This is a genomic window from Actinoallomurus iriomotensis, assembly GCF_030269445.1.
Lineage (GTDB): Bacteria > Actinomycetota > Actinomycetes > Streptosporangiales > Streptosporangiaceae > Actinoallomurus > Actinoallomurus iriomotensis.
In genome coordinates, this window is the sequence record NZ_BSTJ01000002.1 from 456481 (window position 1) to 480457 (window position 23977).

Here is a 23977-nt window from a genome sequence, read left to right on the forward strand (position 1 = left end):
TCTTGTGGAGGAAAGCATGATCAGTACGGCGACGGGTTCCGCGCGAACGGCTCAGGACGCCGAGGCGATCCGGGAGATCGAGCGGAGAGTCCTCTGGTTGTCCACGGCGATCGTGGACCATGCCAACCGGGTGCGCCCCAACCCGTCGGGGCTGAAGGTCGGCGGGCACCAGGCGTCGTCGGCGTCGACCGTCTCGATCATGACCTCGCTGTGGTTCCGCCATCTACGGGCCGAGGACCGTGTGTCGGTCAAGCCCCACGCCTCCCCGGTGCTGCATGCGATCAACTACCTGCTGGGGAACCTGGACGAGTCCTACCTGACGACGCTGCGCGAGTTCGGCGGCCTGCAGAGCTATCCGAGCCGGTCGAAGGACCCTGATCCGGTGGACTACTCCACCGGGTCGGTCGGGATCGGCGCGACGGCCCCGATCTGGGGCGCGCTCGCCCGCCGCTACCTGGACGGAAAGATCCCCAGTACGCCCGGCGGCCGGCAGTACTCGCTGGTCGGAGACGCCGAACTGGACGAGGGCGCCGTGTGGGAGGCGGTCCTGGACCCCGGCGTGGCCGAGCTCGGCGAGGTCGTGTGGATCGTCGACCTGAACCGCCAGTCGCTCGACCGGGTGGTACCGCACCTGGCCGCCGACCGGTTGCGGGTGATGTTCGCCGCCGCCGGATGGCAGGTGCTCACCGTGAAGTACGGGCGGCTGCTGGAGGACCTGTTCGCCCGTCCCGGCGGGGACGCGCTGCGGACCCGGATCGACGCCATGCCGAATCCCGAGTACCAGCGGCTGTTGCGCTGCGAAGCCGGTGAGCTGCGCAGGCGGCTGCCGGGCGGCGATCCCACCATCGCCCGGCTGATCGTAGACCTGGACGACGCGACACTCGTGGCCGCGGTACGCAATCTCGGCGGACACGATCTCGACAGCCTGAGCGCGGCGATCGAGGCGATCGAGGACACCCGACCGACAGTGATCTTCGCCTACACCGTGAAGGGCCACGGCCTGCCGACGCAGGGGCATCCGCAGAACCACTCCTCGCTGCTGAGCGAGAAGCAGATGCGGGAGCTCGCGGCCAGCCTGGGGACCGAGCTGGACGACCCGTGGCGGCGCTTCGCGGCGGGTTCACCCGCGGCGGAGTCGTGCGCGGCGACGGCCGCACGACTGCGGCGCGAGCCGACGCCGCTCCAGCCGCCGCCGGCACTGCCCGTGGATATCGGGCGCACCCCGACCGGAGCCGCGACGAGCCAGGCGGCCCTGGGCCGAGTGCTGCTCGACCTGACCCGCGAGGCACCCGAGGCCGCGAAGCGCGTCGTGACGGTGAGCCCGGACGTGACCTCGACCACCAACCTCGGCGGCTGGGTCAACAAGATCGGTGTCTGGTCACCGACGGATCGGCGGGACTGGTTCGCCGACGACGCCGAGACGATCCTGCACTGGCGGGAGTCCCCCGCCGGGCAGCACATCGAACTCGGCATCGCCGAGACGAACCTGGTCGGGCTGCTGGGCGAACTCGGCGCGACCTGGAGCCGCTGGAACCAGCCGCTGCTCCCCATCGGCGTGCTGTACGACCCGTTCGTGGGACGGGCGCTGGAACCCTGGTCGTTCGGCATCTACGCGGGAGGACAGTCGATTCTGATCGGCACTCCCTCCGGCGTGACGCTGGCGCCCGAAGGAGGAGCGCACCAGTCCATCACCACCCCGTCGATCGCGCTGGAACAGCCGGGCTGCGTCGCCTACGAACCGGCCTTCGCCATCGACGTCGAATGGACCCTGCTGGCGAGCCTGGCGAGGCTCGGCCGGCCCGACGGCGGTTCGGCCTATCTCCGCCTGTCGACCCGTCCGGTGGACCAGACACTGGCCTCGGTCCCCGCCGACCCCGCAGCGCGTGAACGCCGCCGACGCCAGGTCGTGGCCGGCGCCTACCCGCTGCGCCGTGCCGACGATCCGGCCGTGACGATCGCCGCGATGGGGGCGTTGGTGCCCGAGGCGCTGGCCGCCGCGGAGCGCCTGGAATCGGCCGGAGTCGGTACCGACGTGATCTGCGTGACCAGCCCCGGCCTGCTCTTCGAGGCGCTGCTGTCCCGGCAGGGCAGCGCCGAGGGGCCGAGCTGGATCCTGGACCAGGTGTTCCCATCCGCCCGTGCCACGCCGCTGGTGACCGTCCTGGACGGCCACCCCCACACGCTGGCGTTCCTGACCGGTGTCAACAACGTCCGCGGCATGGCCCTGGGCGTCACGCGGTTCGGCCAGTCAGGCTCGCTGGAGGACGTCTACCGCCACCACGGCATCGACACCGACTCCATTATCCGATCCGCTCTCGACTTGGCCGAATGACCGTCATCGGCGACGGTCCAGGTCATCCGTTCCGGGCGGGGCGGCGGTAGGTGAGGTTCTGCTCCGGGCCGCCGCGGCTCGCGGTCGTCGCGGGATCGCGTACGAGCCGGTGGTCGGGGGACAGTGCGCAGGCGGGGTCGGTGCGGGCGGCGTCTCCGGTGAGGGCGTACGCCTGGCAGCGGCAGCCGCCGAAGTCGATCTCGCGTCGCGGGCATTCGCGGCACGGCGTGGGCATCCAGGCGGTTCCGCGGTAGGCGTTGAAGGCGGCCGATCGAGCCCAGATCCAGGCGAGAGAGTGGTCTCGCACGTTCGGCGGTGACAGGTCCGGGAGCGCGTAGGCCGCCGGGCACGGCAGGGCGGCGCCGTCGGGGCCGACGGTGATGGACCGGGCGCCCCAGCCGCCCATGCAGGGTTTGGCCACGCCCTCGTAGTAGTCCGGCACGACCCAGATGAGTTCCGGCCGTCCGCCCAGACGTTCCCGCCAGGTGACGACCGTGTCCTTCGCGGACTCCAGTTGCTCTCGCGTGGGCAGGAGCGCGGTGCGGTTCCGCAGTGCCCAGCCGTAGAACTGGGTGTTGGCGAGCTCGATCCGGTCGGCGCCCCAGCGGACGCCGAGTTCGATGATCTCCGCGATGTGGTCGAGGTTGTGCCGGTGGAGGACGACGTTGAGGCCGAACGGCAGGCCGGCGCGGCGTATCACGCCTGCCGCCCGCTCCTTGGCGGCGAACGACGGTCTTCCCGCGATGCGGTCCGAGCCCTCCGCTCGCGAGTCCTGGACCGAGAGCTGCACCGCGTCCAGGCCGGCCCGGACCAGTTCGTCCAGGCGGCCCGCCTCCAGCCCGAGCCCGCTGGTGACGAGCTGGGTGTAGATGCCCGCCGCGTGCGCGGCGGCGACGATCTCGGCGAGGTCGGCGTGCAGCAGTGGCTCGCCGCCGGAGACGTGCGCCTGGACGACGCCCAGGTCGGCGGCCTCGGCCAGCACGCGGGACCACTCGGCGGTGGTCAGCTCGGTGCGACGGCGGACCAGCTCCAGCGGGTTGGAGCAGTACGGGCAGTGCAGCGGGCAGGCGTGCGTGACCTCCGCGAGCAGGGCCCAGGGAGCCTCGGTCACCGCACCCACCCCTCCCCGCGTACGCGGTCCAGGAACTCCGGCACGTCCTCGGCGACGGGTGCGCCGGGGAACGTCTCGGCGAGGTGGGCGACGATCTCGGCGACGGTGCGATGGCCGTCGCACAGCCGGAGGATGTGACCGGCCTCAACGTTGAGCAGTACGGCGCGCTCCGGCATGAGCAGGAGGTCGGCGTCGCGGACGCGGTCGTGGCGCAGGACGATCGAGCGGGCCAGCGACGGCCGCCAGCCGGGGGACTCAGCGGGCATCGGCCCGCACCGAGGAGGCGTGCTCGACCGCGTCGAGCAGGGACCACAGGACGTCGCACTTGAAGGTGAACGCGGCCAGGACCTGCTCCTGGTCGGCTCGCGTCCGCGCCCATTCGCCGACCAGGGCCAGCGCCTCCTCGGCGTCCTGGCGTCCCTGCCGGACGCGTACCTGGAAGTAGTGCAGACCGGACGGTTCGATCCAGGGATAGTGGCGTTCCCACGCACCGATCCGCACCTTCATGAGGTCGGGTGCGAAGAGCTCGGTCAGCGAGGAGGCGACCGCCTGCAGCGGCGTACCGTTCCGGCAGTAGTTCACGTAGCCGTCCACCGCCAGCCGTACGGCGGGGAGCACGCCCTCGCCCGACAGCAGGAGCACGCGGTCGAGGCCGACGGCCTCGCCGAGCCGCAGCCAGCGTTCGATGCCGCCCTCCTCGCCGGGACGTCCGTCGTGGTCGTGGATCCGCCGGATCCAGCCCTGCCGCTGCTCGCGGGTGTGCAGCTTGGCCAGGATGAGCGCGTCCTTGACCGGGATGTGCCGCTGGTAGTGGAAGCGGTTGAGGACCCAGCACCGCAGCTCCTGCGGGGACAAATCACCGTCGTGCATGCGCAGGTTGAACGGGTGGCGATGGTGGTAACGCTCGTCGGCCAGGGTGCGGAGCCGCGCCGTCAGCTCGTCCGGTGTCCAGGGCACGGGTGTGGTCACAGCTCGATCGCCGTCCTTTCCGCCGCGACGCCGAGTCCCATGGCGACGAGGGCCTGGTGCTCGTCGCCATCGCGGTCGGCCAGCGGATTGGTGTTGTTGAGGTGGGTGTAGAGGACTTGCGGGCCGGACAGGGCGGCCACGCGCTCGGCCGTCCCGCCGGGGCCGTTGATCGGCAGATGCCCCATCTCGGTCGCGGTGCGCCGGGAGATGCCCGTGCGCCGGGGTTCGTCGTCGTCCCAGAACGTGCCGTCCAGAACGGCACAGTCGGCGTCGCGCACCGCGGCGTCGAGTTCGGCGGGCCAGGCGGCGAGGCAGGGAGCGTAGAGCAGCGACCGGCCGCCGGAGGTGACGCGAAGCGCGACCACCCAGGAGTCGCCGGGCACGTCGAGGTCCGCGGCGTAGCGCGGGCGCTTCGCGGACACCGGGACGGCCTGGACCTCCAGGGCGCCGTCGAGCCGGACCGGTCCGTCGTCGAGTTCGGTCCAGGTCAGGTCGGTGTAGGGGGCGAGGACGGTGTCCAGCCGCAGCCCCGCCGACAGCGCCCCGCGGACCGTACGGGTCGCCGCGACCCGCAGGCTCGCCGCCTCCCGGAGCCGGGGCAGACCGAGGGTGTGGTCGAGTTCGGCGTCGGTGAGGATCACGCCGGCCACCGGGCTCCGGCGGGTGCCGGCGTACGGGCGCAGGTCCGCGGTGGCCTCGATCTGTTCGGTCACATCCGGGGTGGCGTTCACGACCCACCAGCCCGCGCCGCCCTGGACGGCGAGGGAGGCGTGCCGGCGGCGCCGGGCGGGGTCGTCGCGTGCGGTGGCACACCCGCCGCACGCGCAGTTCCACTGGGGCACGCCCCCGCCCGCCGCGGTGCCGAGTATCCGCACCCGCATCGGTACCGGGTCAGCCCTTCGCGACGAAGTAGGCCGTGACCTCCATCGACGTCTCGATCGCCTCGTAGTCGGGGCGGCTCCAGCAGGTGGTCCGCTCTCCGCCCTGCCGCTGCTTCCCGTTCGCTCCGTGGACGGCCATCTGGTGCTCCTTTCGCTCACTCATCTGGTACCCGGCGTCGACCGCGGCCGTCTCAACGGACGACGATCTTGCCGGTGCTCTGGGGAAAGACGGGATCGTTGTAGAAGTACTCGCCGGGCCGGTCGAAGGTGTGGGTGTGCGACTGCCCCGGGCTGAGCCGGCCGGTGTTGAACACGTGCTCGAAGAACGACGCCGCGCCGTGACTGTGGGCGTTGTCGGCCGGGTTGACGAAGGTGACGGTCGTACCGGCGGGCACGGTCAGGTGCTGCGGGGCCATGGCGTTCTGCGCCACGATGTTCTCGGTGGCGCCGGGCGCGCCGGCGGCGGAGTCCCAGATCCTGCCGAGGGTGACCGTGTCGTGCGCGGTCTCGCCCGTGACCGCCGCCGTACGGATCTGGTTGCGCTTGGACGGCGGGGTCGGCGCCGGGGCCGGGCGCACCGTGCCGCCGAGCCGGAACGCCCACAGGTGGTCGCCCTTGGGGATGTCGGGGTACGGCAGCCCGTTGCCGCCGGCGAACACCGCGATGTACTGCTCGCCGTCGATCTCGTAGCCGACCGGGCTGGTGTGCACGCCCGCGCCGCACTGCCAGCTCCACAGCTCCCGGCCGTCGCGGTCGTCCATGGCGCGCAGCACGCCGTCCGGCCCGCCCTGGAACAGGAGCCGGCCCGCGGTGCTGAGGATGCCGTTGCCGTGGGCCAGCGACCAGTCGCCCTCCTTACGCCACACGGGCCGGTTCGTCCGCGGGTCCACCGCGACGAGGCCGCCGGAGAAGTACTCCCCCAGCGGGCGCGCGGTGTTGACCCGGCCACCGTTCGTGTCGGAGTAGGAGGAGTTGATGAGTCCGTACCCGACGTAGACGAACCCGGTGTGCGGGCTGAAGGAGACGTGTGACCAGTCGGCGCCGCCGCCGGCGCCCGGGAACAGGATCGTCGCGTCGTCCCAGAACGGCGTGAAGATCCCTCCGGTCCGGTAGTACGGCACCGGCCGGGTGCTGTCGTCGAACCGCGGCCCCTGGTGCACGAACGGCTCCCCGCCGGGGAACGGCTGGGTCGGCCAGGTCTTCTGCCGCGGATCCTGGGGCACCGGGCGTTCGGTCATGCCGTGGATCGGCGCGCCCGTCGCCCGGTCGAGGATGTAGTACATCCCGGTCTTGCTGCCGTACACGACGACCTTGCGCCGGCGTCCCTCGATCCGCAGATCGATGAGGACCGGCGACATCACGCCGTCGTAGTCCCAGATGTCGTGGTGCACCGACTGGAAGTGCCAGCGCCGCTTCCCGGTCTTCGCCTCGATCGCGACGAGGCAGTTGGCGAACAGGTTCGTCCCGGCGCGGGTCGAACCGTTCGTACGCGGATACGGGTTGCCGAAGGTCCAGTAGACCAGGCCGAGCTCGGGGTCGAGGCCCGGGTGGATCCAGCAGACCGCGCCGCCGGTCTTCCAGGTGTCGCCCTCCCAGGTGTCGTTGCCGTACTCCCCCGGTCCCGGAGGGCCCCAGAAGGTCCACGCGACCTCGCCGGTGCGGGCGTTCAGGGCGTACGCGCGGCCGCGCGCGCCGGCCGTGCTGCCCTCGGTGCCGACGTAGATCAGCCCGTCCCAGTGCACGATGGCCCCGGCCAGGCCGCCGCGGTTGCCTCCGCACTGCCCGTTCTGGGGGTCGCAGCCGGGGTCGCCCTCGCCGGGGATCAGCAGTTCGCGCTGCCAGACGACCGCGCCCGTCTCCTGGTCCAGGGCGTACACGATGTTCGCGCCGGAGGTGGTGAAGACCAGGCCGTCGCCGAGGCCCACGCCTCGCATGTTGGTCGGCTCGGAGCCGACGTTGGTCCTCCACTTCACGGCGCCCGTCCGGCCGTCGATCGCGAAGACGTTCTGCTGGGTCGTCTGCACGTAGAGCACGCCGTCCTGCGCGACGACGGTGCTCTGCTGGGCGCTGCTCGTGCTGCCGCCCTCGAGGTTGACGTGCCACGCGCCGCCGAGCCGGTGGACGTTGTGCCGGTTGACCTGCGCGAGCGTCGAGTGGTTGTGGTTGCCGAGGTTCCCGCCGACCTTGGGGAAGTCCCGGCCGGCCGCCACGAGACCGGCGGGTTGCGCCGGGACGGCGTCCGCCTCGGCGTCCGCCCGGTCGCCGAGCGGGTGAAGAGCGGCCGCGCCTCCGGCGACCGCGGCGCCGGTGAGGAATCTCCGTCGTCTCATGCCGTCCTCCCCAACTGGTCCACTCTGCGGACCTGCTTTACCGTGCAGCGGTCGACACCGTAAGCCGCCCTCCTTGCGTCTGACAAGGCCCAGATTCGCCGAATCAGCGGGACATCGGCATTGCCGACACGGATTCGCCGTGAGATGGTAACCGCACCTCTAGATGGTTCACCTGTACCACTAGACGGACCTTGGCGTTTCACGCCAGGAAGGACATCGTGGCATGAGGAGACCCTTTTCCCACCTGGCCGCCGTGGCGGCGACCGCCGCGGGTACCGCCGCCGTCCTCGTCGCGACGGCCCTGCTCGGCGGCCTTCCGGCCGCGGGCGGCGCGGCCGGCTCCAAGGACCGCGGCGCGCAGGAACTCGGCGACCCGGACTACGGCGTCTGCCGCGGCACCGATCCGCGCTGCTACCACGACTGGGGCGACTTCGACCCGGCCAAGGGCTATCGGATCCTGGTCTACAGCCGTACCGCCGGCCCCCGGCACGCCAACCTCGGGCCGGCCCTCGGCCCGGGCCTCGACCCGCCGCTGGCATCGGCCAACGTCGCGCAGAACGCCCTGGTCGCGATGGGCAAGGCGAACGGCTTCGGCGTCGACTGGACCGAGGACGTCGCGCAGCTCGCCACCCCGCAGCAGCTGTTCCGCTACAACGCCGTCGTCTTCCTCAGCACGACGCGCGACGCGCTGGACGACGCCGCGCAGACGTCCCTGCGCCAGTACATCCGCGGCGGTGGCGGCTTCGTGGGCATCCACAACGCGTTCGGCACCGAGTACAACTGGCCCTGGTACGAAGGCCTGCTCGGCGGCGCGAACTACTACGACCACGGTCCCGCCCAGCCCGGCACCGTCCAGACGCTCGACCACAAGGACGTCTCCACGGCCGCACTGCCGGCCCGGTGGGACTTCAGCGACGAGTGGTACAACCTGGTCCCCTTCCCCTCCCGCGTACGGTTCCTGGCCACGGTCGACGAGGGTTCCCTGCCGAACGGCGTCCGAGGCTCGCAGGGGCACCCGGGCCACGGGGACTTCCACCCGGTCGCCTGGTGCCAGTACTACGACGGCGGCCGCGCCTGGCTCACCACGCTCGGACACGACGCGAAGGCCTACACCGACGACGGCGGCGCGTTCGCCGGCGCCCCGTCGTTCCAGCGGCTCGTCCTCGGCGGCATCGAGTCGGCCATGGGAATGAAACCCTTCTGTCGCTGACCCGCGCCGGTGGCGGCCGGCTCGCCGGCCGCCACCGACGTTTAGAGCCCCAGGTAGATCCGGCGGACGCGGACGTCGTCGCGCAGCTCGGCGGAGGTGCCGGTCATGACGACCTCGCCGTTCTCCATGACCAGGCAGTCACTGGTCGCCTCGAAGGTGAGCTTGGCGTTCTGCTCCACCAGCAGCAGGCTCAGGCCCTCCTCCCGCAGCCGGCGCAGCACTGCCAGGATGTCCTCGACGAGCTTGGGCGACAGGCCCATCGACGGCTCGTCGAGAAGCAGCAGCCTCGGCTCGGCCATGAGCGCTCGGCCCACCGCCAGCATCTGCTGCTGGCCTCCCGACAGCGCGCCGGCCAGCCGGCCGCGCATCTCCCCCAGCACCGGGAACAGCTCGTACGCCTCGCCCAGGGCTCGCCGGGTCCGCCCGGATCGCCACGGACGGGTGTACGCCCCGAGCAGCAGGTTCCGCTCGACCGTCAGGCCGGGAAAGACGTGCCGGCCCTCGGGGACGTACCCGATGCCGTGGCGGACGACGTCTCGCGCCCGCACCGCCGTCATGTCGGTGTCACCGAACCGGATCCGCCCGCTGCGCGGCACCAGGCCCATCAGCGCCTTCAGGGTCGAGGTCTTCCCCGCTCCGTTGGCGCCGATGATACCGACCGCCTGGCCGGGGGCCACGGTGAAGTCGACCGACCGGACCGCGCGGACGCCGCCGTAGTGCACCGACAGCCCCTCCACGGTGAGCGTGTCGCCCGGCGGGGTCTCCTTCTCGGCCGGTACGGTCCTGGGCTCGTTCACTGGGTCACCTCCGGCAGCGGCAGGTCGGCCATCGCCGAGTCGCCGAGGTAGGCCTCGATCACCTTGGGGTGGCCGACCACCTCGGCCGGGGTGCCTTCGGCGATGATCGAGCCGCCCGCCAGCACGGTCACGCGTTCGCACAGCGACATGACCAGGCCCATGTTGTGCTCGATGAGCACGACGGTGACGCCGCTGTCGCGGATGGAGCGGACGATCTCGGCGAGCTGCCGCACCTCCTCACCGTTGAGGCCGGCGGCCGGCTCGTCCAGCAGCAGGAGCCGCGGCGATCCCGCCATGGCGCGTGCGATCTCGATCCGGCGCTGGATCCCGTACGGCAGGGAGCTCGGCCGCGTCGCGGCGAACTCGGTCAGCCCGAAGCGGGCGAGCAGCTCGTCGGCCCTGTGGTCGAGCCGGCGTTCCCGCCGCCAGATGGCGACCGGCCACAGGACGTACCGCCAGATCGCCCGCGTCGGCGTCCGGTCCAGGGCGACCAGCACGTTGTCCTTGACTGTCAGGTCGTCGAACAGCCGCAGGTTCTGGAAGGTGCGGGCCAGGCCGAGCAGGGACAGCCGGTACGGGCGGGCGCCGGACACGGGCCGCCCGGCCAGGGCGATCTGCCCGGCCGACGCGCGGTAGAACCCGCTGACCACGTTGAACAGCGTCGTCTTGCCCGAGCCGTTGGGCCCGACGATGCCCCGGATCTCGCCGTGACACACGGTCAGCGACACGCCGTCCAGGGCCTTCAGCCCCCGGAACCGCTTGCCGACCTCGCGGACCTCCAGGATCGGCGGCCCGTCGTCCCTCTCCGTCTCTCCGGCCGGCTCGTACGGCTGGAAGGGTCGCAGCGTCGCGCGTACGGCCGAGCCCCGCCGCCGCTCCAGCACGCCGCGCAGCCGCGCCGGGATTCCGGCCAGGCCGGTGGGCGCGAAGACGACCATGCCGACCACGACGACGCCGAAGCCCAGCTGGGCGTAGGTGGCGTGGTCCACGAGCTGCTCGCGTACCAGCGACAGGCCGGCGGCGCCGATGACACAGCCGACCAGGCTCTGCCGCCCGCCGATGACGACCATCGCCAGCAGCAGGAACATGTTGGCGATGTTGAACGTGTCGGGCGCGACGAAACGGACCAGACCCGCGTACAGCACGCCCGCCACTCCCCCGTACACGCTGGCGAGCAGGAACGCGGTCATCCGCAGCAGCGGGATCTGCGCCCCGACCGCTCCCGCGGCCAGGGGGTCGTCGCGCATCGCCCGCATCCGGCGGCCGAGCGACGTACGGGCCACGAACAGGCCGAACGCCAGAGCGACCGCGAACACCACCACTTCCAGGTAGTAGTAGAGGTACTCACTCGACAGGTCGACGCCGAACAGCGGCGGCACCGGGATCGCGGAGATGCCGTCCGCGCCGCCGGCCAGCTCGGCGTTCGTGGTCCAGTTGATGAAGCCGAGGGCCAGGCCGAGCGTGACGATGCCCAGGTAGTGCGACTGCATGCGCAGCGCCGGAATCGCCACGAGCAGGCCGATCAGCCCGGTCGCGAGCACGGCCAGCACCGCGGCCGTCCAGAAGCCCAGGCCGCTTCGCGTGGTGAGGATCGCCGTCGCGTACGCGGCCACGCCGAAGAAGGCGATCTGCGCCAGGTTGATCTGGCCGGCGATGCCCATGGCCAGGCCCATCCCGATCGCCAGCAGCGCGAACACCAGCGCGATGTCGACGACGTGGATGGCATAGCCGCCCAGCCCGTACGGCAGGGCCCAGGCCACCACCACCAGCGCCACCAGGCCCGCCGGGCGGATGAAACGTCGGGGTGAGAGGCTCATGCGCGGCTCACCGTCGTCTCGCCGAACAGGCCGGTCGGGCGGATCATGATGATCGCGGTGAAGACGAGGAACACCACCAGCTCGGAGTACCCCTGGAAGTGCCCGGCGGCGTAGGAGTCCAGGACGCCGATGGCCAGGCCGCCGACGACGGCGCCGGGGATGTTGCCGCAGCCGCCGAGCATGGCCGCGGCGAACCCCTTGATGCCGAGCGTGCCGCCCATCGTCGGACTCACGTACAGCATCGGGCCGACCAGGCCGCCGGCGAGGGCCGCCAGCCCGGCGCCGATCGCGAACGCGATCGCGTTGCTGCGCCCGACGTGGATGCCGACCGCGGTGGCCGCCTCGTGGTCCATCGCGACCGCCTGCATCGCGGCGCCGCGCTTGGTGCGCTGCAGGAAGGCCACGAGCAGGACGACGGCGACCGCGGCGACGGCCACGACGACCAGGTCGTAGGTCCGGATCCGCAGCCCGAGGACCTGGAGCGGCGCCGCCTTGACCGGCGAGGGGACGGCCCGCCCGGTCGCGCCCCAGATGAGGATGGCGACCGCCTGCAGGACCATGCCGAACCCGATCGTGCCGATCAGCATCAGGGTGACGTCCTTGTTCTCCAGCGGACGCAGCACCCGCTCGATGACGAGCCCGATGAGGCCGGTGACGGCGATCGCCGACACCATGGCGACGGCGAAGGGCAGCCGGGTGGACGTGTAGAACGTCGACGCGGTGTACGCCCCGATCATCAGGACGTCGGCGTGCGCGAAGTTGACCAGCCCCATGGTCCGGTAGACCAGGGAGAAGCCCATGGCGACCAGCGCGTAGACGGCGCCGAGGCTGAGCCCGCCGATCAGCGTCTGAAGGAAGACCTGCATGGTTCGTCAGCCCTCGGCCTTGACCAGGTTCCCCTTCTTGATGACCCCGATGGAGGTGGCGGAGATGCCCACCCCGGTCTGGTCGAAGGCGAAGTCGCCCATCAGGCCCTGATACCTCACCGCGCGGATCGCGTCGGCGAGCTTCCTGCCGGTCGCGACGCCCGAGTTCTTCAGCGCGGTCAGCAGGATCTGCGCGCCGTCGTAGGCCTTCGCGCCGTGCAACTCGGCCTCCTCGCCGTAGGCCGCCTTGTAGGCGGCGGCGAACTTCTTCGTGGCGTCGCTCGTGTCGTTGCTGAGGTACGGCGAGCTGACGATGGTGCCCTCGACGTTGGCGACGCCCGCGGTGTCGCGGAACACCGGCGTGCCCTGCGGCGCCGCTCCCGCGAAGGGCGCGGTGATCCCCAGGTCCCGGGCCTGCTTGACGATCAGCCCGGACTCCACCTCCTCCGAGCCGATGAAGACCGCCTGGGGCTGCTTCTGGCGGATCTTGGTGAGCTGCGCGCTGAAGTCCTTCTGGTCGGTCGTGACGACCTCGTCGGCCGCCGGGGTGATCCCCCGGCCGGACAGCGCCTTGAGGAACGCGTCGTGCTCACCCTTGCCGTAGGCGCCGTTGTTGCTGATCATCGCGATCTTCTTCAGCTTCTTGCCGTCGATGAGGTACTTGGCGAGCGTGTCGTCGTACGTCGTGCTGGTCGGCCCGTTGAGGAACAGGAAGGGGCTCTTCAGCGCCACCATCCCCGGCGACTGACCCGAGGCGATGTTGGGGATCTCGGCCTGGCGGAGCGTGGGGGCCATCGCGATCGTGACGGCGCTCTCGGCCGTGCCGAGCATCGCGATGTACTTCTGGCTGTCGATCTTGCGGGCCAGCGTGGTGCCCACGGTGGGGTCGCCCTGGTCGTCGAAGACGTCGAGCCGGATCTTCCGGCCGTTCACGCCACCGGCCTTGTTCCACTCGTCGACGGCGAGCTTGGCACCCTTGTACTCCCACTTGCCGAGCGAGCTCAGCTGCCCGCTCTGGGCGTCGATGACTGCGATCTTGATGGGGCCGGATCCGCTGGAGCCGGAGTCCTTGGACTCGCCGGGAGCCGCACAACCTCCGGCGAGGACGGCGGCCATGGCCACCGCGGCGAACGCGCGAGAACCGATTCTGGTCGGGCCGACACGATGGGACATGGAGGTCACCTCTGTGGTGGGGGGCGGTTGGAGGATCAGGACGCGTCGTCGTCGGGGAAGACGCCCTGGTAGATGTCCTTGATGTTCCAGTGCCCGGGAGTGGGCACCGGCTCGTTGACCATGGGCACGTCGAGCACGGCGGGGCGCCGCCGGCTCACCGCCGAGCGCAGCGCCGGCAGGAGCTCGCCGGGCGAGGCCACCGCGTGGCCGTCCGCCCCACAGGCGCGGGCGTACGCGGCGAAGTCCGGGCTGTAGGCCCGGCCGTCCGGATCGCGGAACTCGCATCCGTAGGTGCCGCCGAAGCTCGTCGCCTGCAGGTCCGCGATGGTCCCGTGGGCGCGGTTGTTCATCACCACGAAGATGACCGGGAGCCCCTGCTCGACCGCCATCGGCACCGCCGGCAGCTGGGCGCTCATGCCGCCGTCGCCGACGAGGGCCACCACGACGCGGCCGGGCTCGGCGATCTGCACGCCCACGGCGGCAGCGGGCCCGAAGCCCATCGTGGACGCGCCGCCGGGCGTGACGAAACACCCCTCGGGCGGCAGCGGGTAGCACTGGGCGACGCCGTTCTTGTTCCATCCCACGTCGGTGACCAGCACGGCGTCGGCGGGAAGCGCCTCGCGCAGGTCGTTCAGGATGCGTTCGGGACGCAGCGGGAAGGCATCGCTGCGGCCGCGCTCGCGGCTGCCCGCGAACAGCTCGCCGCGGGCGGCGCGGATCCGCTCGCGCAGGGCCGGCCGGGCGACCGGCTCGGGCCGGAGTTCCCGCAGCGCGGCGTCGATCGCCCGCACCGCGAGCGTCACGTCGGCGACCGCGCCGATCTCCACGGGGTAGTTGCGGCCGATCTCGGCGGGGTCGACGTCGATCTGGATCAGCCGGGAGGCGGGGAAGTTCCAGTTGTACTCCGGTTCCCAGGAGCTGGCGTCGGTCTCGGCGAACCGGGTGGCCAGCGCCAGCACGACATCGGCCTCACGAGTGCGGGCGTTGGTGAGCTCCAGTCCCCAGAACCCGGGCATGCCGAGCAGGAGCGGGTGGTCGTCGGGGATCGCGCCCTTGCCCATGAGCGAGTGTGCGATCGGGATGTCCAACCGCTCGGCGATCGACAGCAGGGCGGCCCGGCCCTCGCCTCGCCGCAGGCCGCCACCGAGGTAGATCAGGGGCCGTTCGGCCTCCGCTAGCAGGCCGGCGATCCGCCGGGCGTCCTCCTCGGGCAGGGCGGGCGCCGGGGCCGTGACCGGCAGCGGACGGGCCGTCGGCCGTACCGGGCGGGAGAACAGGTCCATCGGGACGTTGAGCAACACCGCCCCGGGACGGCCCGACGTCGCGGTCCAGAACGCACGCTCGGCGAACCGGCCCAGGTCCTGCGCGCGGTGGACGTGCCAGGCGCGCTTGACGAAGGGCCGGAAGATCGCGGTCTGGTCGGCGTCGGCGTGGAGGTTGACCTCCTGGTGCGGATGCCGGCCGTGGTAGTACGACGGCACGTCGCCGGAGATCGCCACCAGGGGCACCGAGTCGAGCGCGGCGGTCGCGACCCCGGTGACGGCGTTCATCATCCCCGGCCCGACGTGCGTGAGGAGGACCCCCGGTCGCCCGGAGGCGCGGGCGTAGCCGTCCGCCGCGTGCGCGGCGGCCTGCTCGTGCCGGGCGATGACGAAGCCGATCGAGCTGCGGCTCAGCGCGTCGAGCAACGCGATGTTGGTGTGCCCGCAGGTGCCGAAGACGTACTCCACGCCGTACGACTCCAGCTGGCCGACGAGGGCCTGCGCCGCCGGAACGCTCGGCGGGTCACCGGCGGGGTCGCTCATAGCGGACCGGGTCTCCACAGTCATGAGTCCTCCGTACGGGGCAGGCTGATCCAGGACTTGCCGGGCACATCGGCTGCCTGGGCGAAGGCGGCCGGAGCGTCGGCGAGCTCGAACCGGGCGCGCAGGACGCGCCCCGGCCGCAGGTCGTGGTCGCGCAGCAGCGCGATCGTGTGGGCGAAGTCGCCGGGGTGGTCGTAGATGAGGCGGCCCCGCAGGGTGAGCCGCCGCTGCACCAGCGTGAACGTGGACAGCCGTGCGGGCCGGCTGCTCTGCCCGACGACGATGAGGCGGCCGCCGTCGGCGACGCGGTCCACCGTGGCCTCGAACGCCTCGGGGACGCCGGAGGTCTCGATCGCGACCGGGAACCTCGTGCCCTCGGCGGCGATCCCGGCGCCGACCTCGGACGCGAGCGCCCGGCGGCCTTCGTGCGGTTCGACGACGTACGGCACCCCGCCGGCCTGCCGGACCGCCAGGCACACGAGAAGTCCCTGCGCCCCGGCCCCGACGACGAGGCACGGATCGCCGGCGCGCAGGCCGCCGGCCCGGACGGCGCCGACCGCGACGGTGAGCGGTTCGACGCAGACGACGTCGGCGTCGTCCCACGAGTCGGGCACGGGCCAGGTGAACCGCGCGGGGACCGCGACGCGCTCGGCCAGCAGGCCGTGCTCGGAGATGCCGGCCGCGCGACGCGCCCGGCAGCCCGACGTGACGCCGGCGCGGCAGGGTCCGCAGGCCAGACAGGGGTAGTTCGGCTCCACCACCACGCGCTGGCCCGGACGCCGGTCGGTGACCTCCCGGCCGGTGGACAGGATCACGCCGAACGCCTCATGGCCGAGCACCCAGGGCAGAGCGGGCACCGGACGGTGGCCCGCGACCACGGCCAGGTCGGACCCGCACAGCCCGACGCCGTGGACGGCGACGACGACCTCACCGGGCCCGCAGACCGGCTCCGGCCAGTCGTCCATGACGGCGACGGCGCCCGGGGAGACGAGGGTGACGGCCCTCACGCGTGGTCACCCCAGAGGGAGGTGCCGCGCAGCAGCAGGGTCTTGACGGTCGTGTAGTCCTCGATCATCCAGCGGGGCGACTCGCGCCCGAAGCCGGAGTCCTTGACGCCGCCGAACGGCACGTGGTCCAGGCGGAAGTTGGAGGATCCGTTGACCACGAGCCCGCCGACCTCCAGGTCCCGCCAGGCCGTGACGATCCGATCGATGTCGCGGGTGAACAGCCCGGCCTGCAGCCCGAACCGGCTCGCGTTGCAGCGGTCGATCACCTCGGGAAGCGTGTCGTAGGGCTGCACCGCGACCAGCGCCCCGAAGACCTCGCGGGTGATGACGGAGGCGTCCGGTGGCGGCTCCGCCACGATGGTCGGCGCGGCGGTCGCACCCTCCCGCGTTCCGCCGAGCAGGATCCGGCCGCCCCCGGCGGCGGCCTCTGCGCTCCAGCGCACGACGCGTTCCGCGGCCTCGTCGTCGACCATCGAACCGACGTCGGTGCCGTCGTCGAGCGGGTCGCCGACCCTGAGCGCGCCCACCGCCGCGGTGAAGTGCTCGAGGAACTCGGCGATCCGGGTCCGCTGCACGTAGACACGCTGCACGGAGATGCAGCTCTGCCCGGAGTTGGTGTAGCCGGTGCGCGCGCAGACGCGCGCGGCCTCGGCGATGTCCGCGTCCTCGCACACGATCGTGGCCGCGTTTCCGCCCAGCTCCAGCACCAGCCGCTTGGCCCCGGCGGCCCGGGCGACGGCGTCGCCGGTCTCCGCGCTGCCGGTGAAGCTGATGACGCCGACCTCCTCGGCGGCGCACAGCGCGGCTCCCACCTCGCCTCCGCCGTGCAGCAGCTGGACGGCCTCGTACGGCATGCCGGCCTCGAGCAGCAGCGCCACGATCGCCGTCGAGGTCGCGGGCGCCTGGGGCGGCGCCTTGACGATCGTGGTGTTGCCCGCGGCGAACGAGGCGCCGAGCTTGTGGGCCAGGAGGTTGGCCGGGGCGTTGAAGGGGGTGATCGCCAGTGCGACGCCCACCGGCGCGCGGTACGTGAAGGCGGTGGTGCCGACCCCTCTCCCCCAGCCCGCGACCGGCAGGTTCTCCCCGCCGATCCGCCGTGCCTCGGCGGCGCAGACCGCGAAAGTGTCGGCCACCCGATCGATCTCGCCGCGCCCGTCCCTGACGGGCTTGCCCAGCTCGAGCGCGAGGAGCCGGGCGAGAGCGTCGCGGTTTCGCACGGCGCCGGCCGAGGCGCGTTCGAGGATGTCGGCGCGGGCGGCCGGGGACAGCCGGGCGACCCGGCGGGCGGCGTCCCGCGCGTAGTCGCGGACGGCGGCGACGTCGGCCGGGCGCGCCACGGGCGCCCGGCTGACCGGACGGCGCAGGTACGGTCCGGCCCGTTCGGTCTGCGGCCCCTCACCGCCCCACTCCCCGGCCACCAGCGCGGCGGCCTGCACGAGATCGTCTCCGACCTTCAGGAGCGTCTGCAGCATTGATCCTCCTGGACCACTGAGCGGACTTATCGAACCACTGCACGGACTGCCGGGCCACGGTAGGCCGCTCCGGCCGGTCCTGGCAACAGTCACCGCCCCGAAAATCGCGGACCGCGCGACCATCGGTCAGGGCCGCGACCGAAGGACGGGACCCAATGTTCGAACCAGTGAGTTAGTTATAGGGGAAGCGCCGAACCGAGGGAAGACCCAATCCCCGCCTCGCCGGGGACCGTCAGGCGGTCTCGCTAGACCGCTTCATGGACGGGGTGTACCGTACGAACCGTCCTCAGTCCGGACGGGTTCTGCGGACGGCCGCCGGCGTGGAAGGCACCATCGGACACGGACCGTCCGCAGTCACGATCGGGGATGAAGAGCAGTGAGCACAGAGAACGGATCATCGGCCGAGGCTCCCGGCGTCCGCAGCGTCCAGCGGGCCCTGGACATCCTGTCGCTGCTGAGCGAGGAGCGGCCCTCGGTGTCGATCCGGGACATCGTCGAGGCGACGGGCCTGGCCAAGACCACAGTGATCCGCCTGGTCCACACACTGGAGCAGAACGGCCTGTTGTGGGCCGCGCCCAGCGGCTACCTCGCCGGGCCGGGGCTCTGGCGGTGGGCACACCTGGCGCGCAGCAGCTGGGAGCTGCCACCCGAGACGCAGAAGCTCATGCGCGACCTCGGCGCGCGCCGGCGGGAGACCGTCAACCTCTACATGCTCCGCGACATCCACCGCGTCTGCATCGCCCAGCAGGAGAGCCCTCAGCCGCTGCGCCACGTGGTGCACGTCGGCGACGAGCTCCCGCTGTGGGCGGGAGCCTCCTCGAAGGTGCTGCTCCGCGACGCTCCGGAAAGCCTCCTGCGGCGTGTGGCGCGCAGTTCCCCGTACGGAGAAGGGCATGTCAAGCGGCTCACCGAGTGGATCGAGGAGGCCGCCCATCGCGGGTGGGCGGCGAGCCACGGCGAGCGGGAGGACGGCCTGTCGGCCGTCGCCGTCCCGGTCGTGGGGCGGTCCGGCACGGTCGTCGCCGCGCTGTCACTCAGCGGCCCCACCGTCCGGTTCTCCGACCAGCAGGTCGAGCAGTTCGCCAAGGACCTGCGCGACGCCGCCCGGCAGATGTCCGAACGCGGTTTCGACCATCCGCTCAGTCCCACGATCTGACCGACGCGCGGCCCGCCGAAGGAGTCCACGAATGCACGAACGCCCGCTCAGCGGAGTCCGGGTACTCGACCTGACCAACGTGCTCGCCGGGCCGTACTGCAGCTACCAGCTCATGCTGCTCGGGGCCGAGGTCGTCAAGGTCGAGCTGCCCGGCCAGGGCGACCTGGCCCGGCGTCTCGGCCCGGACCCGGCGCTCAACGGCGCCGGGCTGGGCGCCTCCTTCCTCGCCCAGAACGCCGGCAAGAAGTCCGTCGAACTGGACCTGAAGGACCCGGCTGACCGGGACGGGTTCACCGAGATGCTCCGCGGCGCGGACGTGCTGCTGGAGAACTTCCGGGCCGGCACCCTCGGCCGCCTGGGCTTCGGCTGGCCGCGGCTGCAAGAGATCAATCCACGCCTCGTCTACTGCGCCATCTCCGGCTTCGGGCAGACGGGCCCGATGAGTCAGGCGCCCGCGTACGACCAGATCATCCAGGGCCTGTCCGGGATGATGAGCGTCACCGGGACACCGGAGACGGCGCCGCTGCGGGTCGGCTTCCCGGTCTGTGACACGGTCGGCGGCCTGGCCGCCGCCCTGCACGTCGCCGCGGCGCTCGCGAGGCGCTCGGTGACCGGCACGGGGACGTTCCTCGACGTGTCCATGCTCGAGGCGGCCATCTCCGCCATGGGGTGGACGGTCTCCAACTACCTGGTGAGCGGCGCCGCACCCGAACCGATGGGCGACCAGAACGCCACGGCCGCCCCGTCGGGCACCTTCACGGCCGCGGACGGACCGCTCAACATCGCGGCCAACCAGCAACGGCAGTTCGAGACGCTCTGCCGGCTGGTCGACCGGCCCGAACTCGCCACCGACCCCCGGTTCGCCGACCGGGAGGCACGCAAACGCCACCGCGGCGCGCTGGGTCGGGAGCTCAACACCGCGCTGCGCCGCCGTACCGCCGAAGAATGGGAACGGATCCTGACGTCCGCCGGTGTGCCGGCCGCCCGGATCGCCACCGTGCCGCAGGCCCTCCGGCTGGAGCAGCTGCGCCATCGCGGGTTCCTGACCGACCTGCCGTTTCCCGACGGGTCCGCCCGCACCGTACGCGTCACCGGCAGTGGAGTGCTGCACGACGGCGAACCCCTGCGTCCTGCCGCGCCGCCGCCCCTCCTCGGCCAGGACAACGACGAACTGCCCGCACTCGCGGCGCGGTGGAAGGGTGCGGAGGCTTCATGAGTGATGTCGACCCGACCGGAGAGGTCGCCGGGTGGTGGGCGACCGCCGTCTCCCACATGGAGCCCGGTGTGATCGAACTGCGGGGACGTCCCGTCCAGGACCTCATCGGGACCACGAGCCTCAGCTCCATGATCTGGCTCATGTTGCGGGGAGAGACACCCGATCCGGCACAGGCGGCGCTGCTCGAGGCGGCCCTGGTCTCCGCCGTCGACCACGGACCGCAGGCTCCCTCGATCGCCATCGCGCGCATGGCGGCGACCTGCGGGGTCGGCCTCAACAACGCCATGGCCACCGGCGTCAACAGCCTCGGCGACTCGCACGGCGGAGCGGGCGAACAGTGCGTCGAGTTGCTCACCGACGTCCTCGCGGCCGAGGCCGGCGGCCTCGACATCGAGGCCGCCGCCGGACGGGTCATCGCGTCACGCCCGCGCTATCTGCCCGGTTACGGGCACCGGTTCCATCCCGTCGACCCCCGCCGCGGCCCCCTGCTGTCCCTGGTGGACGCGGCGGTGGCCGACGGTGTGGTCGCCGGAGACCATCTACGTGCGGGCCGGGCGGTCGAGACCGTCCTGGGCCGCGAGCGCAGCAGACCGGTGCCGATGAACATCGACGGCGCCACCGCCATCGTCTACGCGGAGCTGGGCTTCCCGGCCCCACTCGCACGCGGGCTGTTCGTCCTGAGCCGGAGCATCGGCATCCTCGCGCACGCGTGGGAGGAGATGGAGCAGGGGCGGCGCAACAAGGGCCCGATCCCCCGCTCGATCCTCCCCGCCCACATCGCCTGACGGCGTCGCCGTCACTCCGGTCGTACGCCCGCTCCGGTGAGGTAGGCGACGGTCATCTCGCCGACCATGGTCCGGTGCCGCTCCCGGTGTTCCGGCGCGGTCAGATCCCGTCCGAAGAGCGCGCCGAAGGTGTGCTGGTTGGCGATGCGGAAGAAGCAGAACGAGCTGATCATCATGTGCACGTCGATGGCGTCGGCGGCGGCGACGAAGTCGCCGGCGGCCCGGCCGGCGTCGAGGATGCGCGAGATCAGGTCGGTCACCGGCGTGCCGAGGTTCACCAGCGTCTGGGACCGCCGGAGATGTTCGGCGCGGTGGATGTTCTCGATGCTCACCAGCTTGATGAAGTCCTGGTGCGCGTCGTGGTGGTCGAAGGTCAGCTCGGCCAGGGTGCGGATCGCCTCCACCGGCGCGAGGTGCTCGACGTCGATGGCCGACTCCGCGGCGCGGACCTCGGCGTAGGCCTTCTCCAGAACGGCGATGTACAGGTTCTCCTTGCCGCCGAAGTAGTAGTAGATCATCCGCTTGGTCGTCCGCGTCAGGGCGGCGATCTCGTCCACCCGGGCGCCGGCGTATCCCTGCCGGGCGAACTCCCGGTGGGCGACCTCGAGGATCTCGGCCCTGGTGCGGTCGGCGTCGCGGCGGCGTTCCTCCGAGGCGGCGGTGGCGGGCTGCGAGGACATGTGACTCCACGGGGACGAGATCGGGTCTTCACCGGCGGTACACGATTCTCCTCTCATCGAGCGAACCGCCGTACCGTAGTGTCCGGGCTCAGTCCGAGCCGGTGTGCTGGGCGGCCAGTCGCACGGACGCGTTGACCGCTCCGTACCCTCGGTAGTCTCCGACGCGCTGCACGATCTCGAAGAAGACGTGCCCGGTGGTCCGCGTGTAGAGGTGGAGAAACTCCCCGTGGTCGTCGCGGTCGTACAGCAGGCCGAGCTCGCGGAGGGTCCGGTGCCGCTCGGCGCCCAGGTCGTGGCGGGCTTCGAGGTCGTCGTAATAGTTGGCGGGGATGGGCAGCAGCAGGTCCCCGACCGCGCGCAGCCGCCGTGCGGTGGCCACGATGTCCCGGCTGCCCAGTGCGACGTGCTGCCACGGGATCTGCGGCGCACCCGGTCGCGCCCCGACATACGCCACGTTGAGCGCGACGCGTACGGCGCCGTCCGGGCCGGCCACCGCCCGGCTGCGCAGCAGGCCGTACGGGTCGGCGAGCTCCAGGCTCTCGTCCGGTCGCAGCCCCAGCACGCTGCGGTAGAACAGCGACGCCTCGTCGAAGTAGTGCCATGGCTGGGTGAGCGCCACATGGTCGATGTGGGTGATCCCGGCGGACGGCACCGGGTCGCTCGGCACCTCGGTGAAGTCGTCGGTCCAGCTCGGATGGTCCGGCCGCGCCGTACGGCAGAAGAACAGTGCGGTGCCGTCCGGCGCCGCGATCGCGTCCAGGGGCGCCTCGCGAGGACCGCGGCGCCTCGGCAGGACCGGTGCGAGCAGCGACTCCGCGCGCTTGACCGAACCCGCCGGGTCGGGTGTCTCCAGGCCGATCGCGGACAGGGCCGGGCCGGTCGCGCTGTCCGGGTCGCCGGTGTTCAGCAGGATGCGGGCCTGGTCCTGCTCCCATAGCTCAACCGGTTTGGTGGGGTGTCCGCCGGTACGGGCGAACCCGAGGGCGGTGAGGAGCCCGCTCAGCCGCCCGGTGTCGGGCGTGGCCAGCTCCGCGAACGCGAAGCCGGTCGGCACGACGGGAGCGGGCGGCGGGACGAGGCCGGTCGCCTCCGGCCCGAGGCGCGCGGAGACGGACTCCTCCAATGCGATCAGGGAGCGCATGGCGTCGCGAGCGGTACGGCCGGCGTCGGCCTGCCGGAAGATGTCGTTGAAGACCTCCAGCGACAGGGGTCCCCGGTAGCCGGCCCGCAGGACGTGGCCCACCAGCCCGGCCACGTCGAAGGCGCCCTGCCCGGGGAAACAGCGGTAGTGGCGGCTCCACTGCAGGACGTCCATGGACAGGTACGGCGCGTCGGCGAGCTGGAGGAAGAAGATCTTCTCGGCCGGGATCTCCTCGATGCCGGCCGGGTCCGAGCCCCGCGAAAGGATGTGGAAGCTGTCCAGGCAGACGCCCAGGGCCGGATGGTCGGCCAGTTCCACGATCCGCCAGGCGTGCCGGTAGTCGTCGACGTGCCGCCCCCACGCGAGTGCTTCGTAGGCGACGCGGATGCCGTGCTCGGCGGCCCGGCCGGCGAGAAGACGCAGCTGTTCAGCGGCGAGCCCGTCATCGGCGATCGTGTCGGGCGAGACGCTCGAGCACACCAGGAGCAGGTCGGCTCCGAGGCGTTCCATCACCGCGAACTTGTGTTCGGCGCGGCGCAGGTTACGGCCGAGGATGTCGGACGGCACCGCCTCGAAGTCCCGGAACGGCTGGAACAGGTCGATGCTCAGGCCGAGGTCGGCCGCTCTGGCCCGTATCTCCTCAGGCGCCGACGGGCTGGAGAGCAGGTCGGCCTCGAAGATCTCCACGCCATCGAACCCGGCATCGGCGGCGGCGGGGAGCTTGCCGGTCAGCGGGCCGCTGAGCGACACCGTGGCGATGGATTTGCGCATGCCTTCCTCCGGGTCAGGAACCGATGAGTTCGGCCAGGTGGACGAGCATCCGCTCGGCGTCGGGCCTGATTCCGGTGAAGAGCCGGAAGGCGCCGTCGGCCTGGAAGACGACCCATTCCCCGCCGCCGAGCCGCCGCGCCTCACGGAGCAGCGCGGTCTCCAGCGGGCGATAGACCACGTCGGCCACCCACAGATCCGGCCGGAGCAGGGCGGCGGCACCGTCCGGGATGCGCGGCCATGCCGACCGACGTCGCGTTGACGAGACCGTCCGCGTCCGCCAGCAGGTCGGCGGGTGATGAGGTCCCGATGTCGGACTCGATCGGCCCGATCAGGTATGAAGTCATGCCCGTTCCTTCTCGGACAGCCAGGACAGACGCCGGAGCGACCGGTCGCAATGTACGAACTAGTACGTTATAGCACTGCGTATGGCCGTGGTCAGGTGATGACCGCGATGCGGC

The 23977-nt window shown here is 71.9% G+C and carries 21 protein-coding genes; 5 read left to right on the plus strand and 16 right to left on the minus strand.

Features of this window, described 5'->3' with window-relative positions:
• Positions 1-16: 16 nt before the first annotated feature.
• A complete protein-coding gene (locus QSK37_RS10920) occupies positions 17-2332 on the plus strand; it encodes a transketolase-like TK C-terminal-containing protein (RefSeq protein WP_285619522.1) in 2316 nt (771 codons plus the stop codon).
• Between the two features lie 22 nt (positions 2333-2354).
• Here QSK37_RS10920 and pqqE read toward each other — a convergent pair whose 3' ends face one another.
• Genes pqqE through QSK37_RS10950 form a run of 6 tightly spaced genes read right to left on the minus strand, consistent with a single transcriptional unit; the run spans position 2355 to position 7623 of the window.
• Positions 2355-3443, minus strand: coding sequence for a pyrroloquinoline quinone biosynthesis protein PqqE (gene pqqE / locus QSK37_RS10925; protein WP_285619523.1), 1089 nt, complete (start codon positions 3441-3443; stop codon positions 2355-2357).
• On the minus strand, positions 3440-3709 hold the full coding sequence (pqqD, locus tag QSK37_RS10930) for a pyrroloquinoline quinone biosynthesis peptide chaperone PqqD (protein ID WP_285565638.1): 270 nt from the start codon (positions 3707-3709) through the stop codon (positions 3440-3442). The genes pqqE and pqqD overlap by 4 nt, the downstream gene beginning before the upstream one ends.
• On the minus strand, positions 3699-4412 hold the full coding sequence (pqqC, locus tag QSK37_RS10935) for a pyrroloquinoline-quinone synthase PqqC (protein ID WP_285619524.1): 714 nt from the start codon (positions 4410-4412) through the stop codon (positions 3699-3701). Before pqqC ends, pqqD begins: the two co-directional genes overlap by 11 nt.
• Entirely contained in the window at positions 4409-5293 is an 885-nt protein-coding gene (gene pqqB / locus QSK37_RS10940; protein ID WP_285619525.1) for a pyrroloquinoline quinone biosynthesis protein PqqB, read from the minus strand. The genes pqqC and pqqB overlap by 4 nt, the downstream gene beginning before the upstream one ends.
• A gap of 10 nt (positions 5294-5303) precedes the next feature.
• Positions 5304-5432, minus strand: coding sequence for a pyrroloquinoline quinone precursor peptide PqqA (gene pqqA, locus QSK37_RS10945; protein WP_285619527.1), 129 nt, complete (start codon positions 5430-5432; stop codon positions 5304-5306).
• A 52-nt stretch (positions 5433-5484) separates the two neighbouring features.
• The gene (locus QSK37_RS10950; protein WP_285619529.1) at positions 5485-7623 is read right to left on the minus strand and encodes an outer membrane protein assembly factor BamB family protein; all 2139 of its coding nucleotides are present in this window, start codon (positions 7621-7623) and stop codon (positions 5485-5487) included.
• 223 nt (positions 7624-7846) lie between these two features.
• Between QSK37_RS10950 and QSK37_RS10955 the strand changes: the two genes are divergently transcribed.
• Positions 7847-8833, plus strand: coding sequence for a ThuA domain-containing protein (locus QSK37_RS10955; RefSeq protein WP_285619531.1), 987 nt, complete (start codon positions 7847-7849; stop codon positions 8831-8833).
• Between the two features lie 41 nt (positions 8834-8874).
• Here QSK37_RS10955 and QSK37_RS10960 read toward each other — a convergent pair whose 3' ends face one another.
• The 7 genes from QSK37_RS10960 to QSK37_RS10990 are packed head-to-tail and all read right to left on the minus strand — an operon-like array spanning position 8875 to position 17770.
• Complete coding sequence (locus tag QSK37_RS10960) at positions 8875-9630, minus strand: ABC transporter ATP-binding protein (protein ID WP_285619533.1); 756 nt, start codon at positions 9628-9630, stop codon at positions 8875-8877.
• Positions 9627-11447 carry a branched-chain amino acid ABC transporter ATP-binding protein/permease gene (locus QSK37_RS10965; protein WP_285619534.1) on the minus strand — a complete coding sequence of 607 codons (1821 nt, stop codon included), beginning with the start codon at positions 11445-11447 and terminating at the stop codon, positions 9627-9629. Before QSK37_RS10965 ends, QSK37_RS10960 begins: the two co-directional genes overlap by 4 nt.
• A complete protein-coding gene (locus tag QSK37_RS10970; protein WP_285619536.1) occupies positions 11444-12313 on the minus strand; it encodes a branched-chain amino acid ABC transporter permease in 870 nt (289 codons plus the stop codon). The genes QSK37_RS10965 and QSK37_RS10970 overlap by 4 nt, the downstream gene beginning before the upstream one ends.
• 6 nt (positions 12314-12319) lie before the next feature.
• On the minus strand, positions 12320-13486 hold the full coding sequence (locus QSK37_RS10975) for an ABC transporter substrate-binding protein (protein WP_285619537.1): 1167 nt from the start codon (positions 13484-13486) through the stop codon (positions 12320-12322).
• A 35-nt stretch (positions 13487-13521) separates the two neighbouring features.
• Positions 13522-15315: a thiamine pyrophosphate-binding protein gene (locus tag QSK37_RS10980; RefSeq protein ID WP_285619538.1), complete on the minus strand. Its 1794-nt coding sequence runs from the start codon at positions 15313-15315 to the stop codon at positions 13522-13524.
• Positions 15312-16298: a zinc-dependent alcohol dehydrogenase gene (locus tag QSK37_RS10985; RefSeq protein WP_285619540.1), complete on the minus strand. Its 987-nt coding sequence runs from the start codon at positions 16296-16298 to the stop codon at positions 15312-15314. Before QSK37_RS10985 ends, QSK37_RS10980 begins: the two co-directional genes overlap by 4 nt.
• The gene (locus QSK37_RS10990) at positions 16295-17770 is read right to left on the minus strand and encodes an aldehyde dehydrogenase family protein (RefSeq protein ID WP_285619541.1); all 1476 of its coding nucleotides are present in this window, start codon (positions 17768-17770) and stop codon (positions 16295-16297) included. The genes QSK37_RS10985 and QSK37_RS10990 overlap by 4 nt, the downstream gene beginning before the upstream one ends.
• A gap of 376 nt (positions 17771-18146) precedes the next feature.
• Between QSK37_RS10990 and QSK37_RS10995 the strand changes: the two genes are divergently transcribed.
• Genes QSK37_RS10995 through QSK37_RS11005 form a run of 3 tightly spaced genes read left to right on the plus strand, consistent with a single transcriptional unit; the run spans position 18147 to position 20927 of the window.
• Positions 18147-18926 (plus strand): IclR family transcriptional regulator, encoded by a 780-nt coding sequence (locus QSK37_RS10995; RefSeq protein ID WP_285565657.1) that lies wholly within the window; start codon positions 18147-18149, stop codon positions 18924-18926.
• A 31-nt stretch (positions 18927-18957) separates the two neighbouring features.
• On the plus strand, positions 18958-20142 hold the full coding sequence (locus QSK37_RS11000; RefSeq protein WP_285619542.1) for a CaiB/BaiF CoA transferase family protein: 1185 nt from the start codon (positions 18958-18960) through the stop codon (positions 20140-20142).
• Entirely contained in the window at positions 20139-20927 is a 789-nt protein-coding gene (locus tag QSK37_RS11005) for a citryl-CoA lyase (protein ID WP_285619543.1), read from the plus strand. Before QSK37_RS11000 ends, QSK37_RS11005 begins: the two co-directional genes overlap by 4 nt.
• A gap of 11 nt (positions 20928-20938) precedes the next feature.
• Here the strand turns inward: QSK37_RS11005 and QSK37_RS11010 are convergent, their stop codons facing one another.
• From QSK37_RS11010 to QSK37_RS51435, 3 genes are all read right to left on the minus strand, one after another.
• Positions 20939-21607: a TetR/AcrR family transcriptional regulator gene (locus QSK37_RS11010; protein WP_285565664.1), complete on the minus strand. Its 669-nt coding sequence runs from the start codon at positions 21605-21607 to the stop codon at positions 20939-20941.
• 88 nt (positions 21608-21695) lie between these two features.
• A complete protein-coding gene (locus tag QSK37_RS11015; protein WP_285619544.1) occupies positions 21696-23519 on the minus strand; it encodes a bifunctional sugar phosphate isomerase/epimerase/4-hydroxyphenylpyruvate dioxygenase family protein in 1824 nt (607 codons plus the stop codon).
• Positions 23520-23532: 13 nt separating this feature from the next.
• A complete protein-coding gene (locus tag QSK37_RS51435; protein ID WP_349497956.1) occupies positions 23533-23706 on the minus strand; it encodes a hypothetical protein in 174 nt (57 codons plus the stop codon).
• Positions 23707-23977 lie beyond the last annotated feature (271 nt).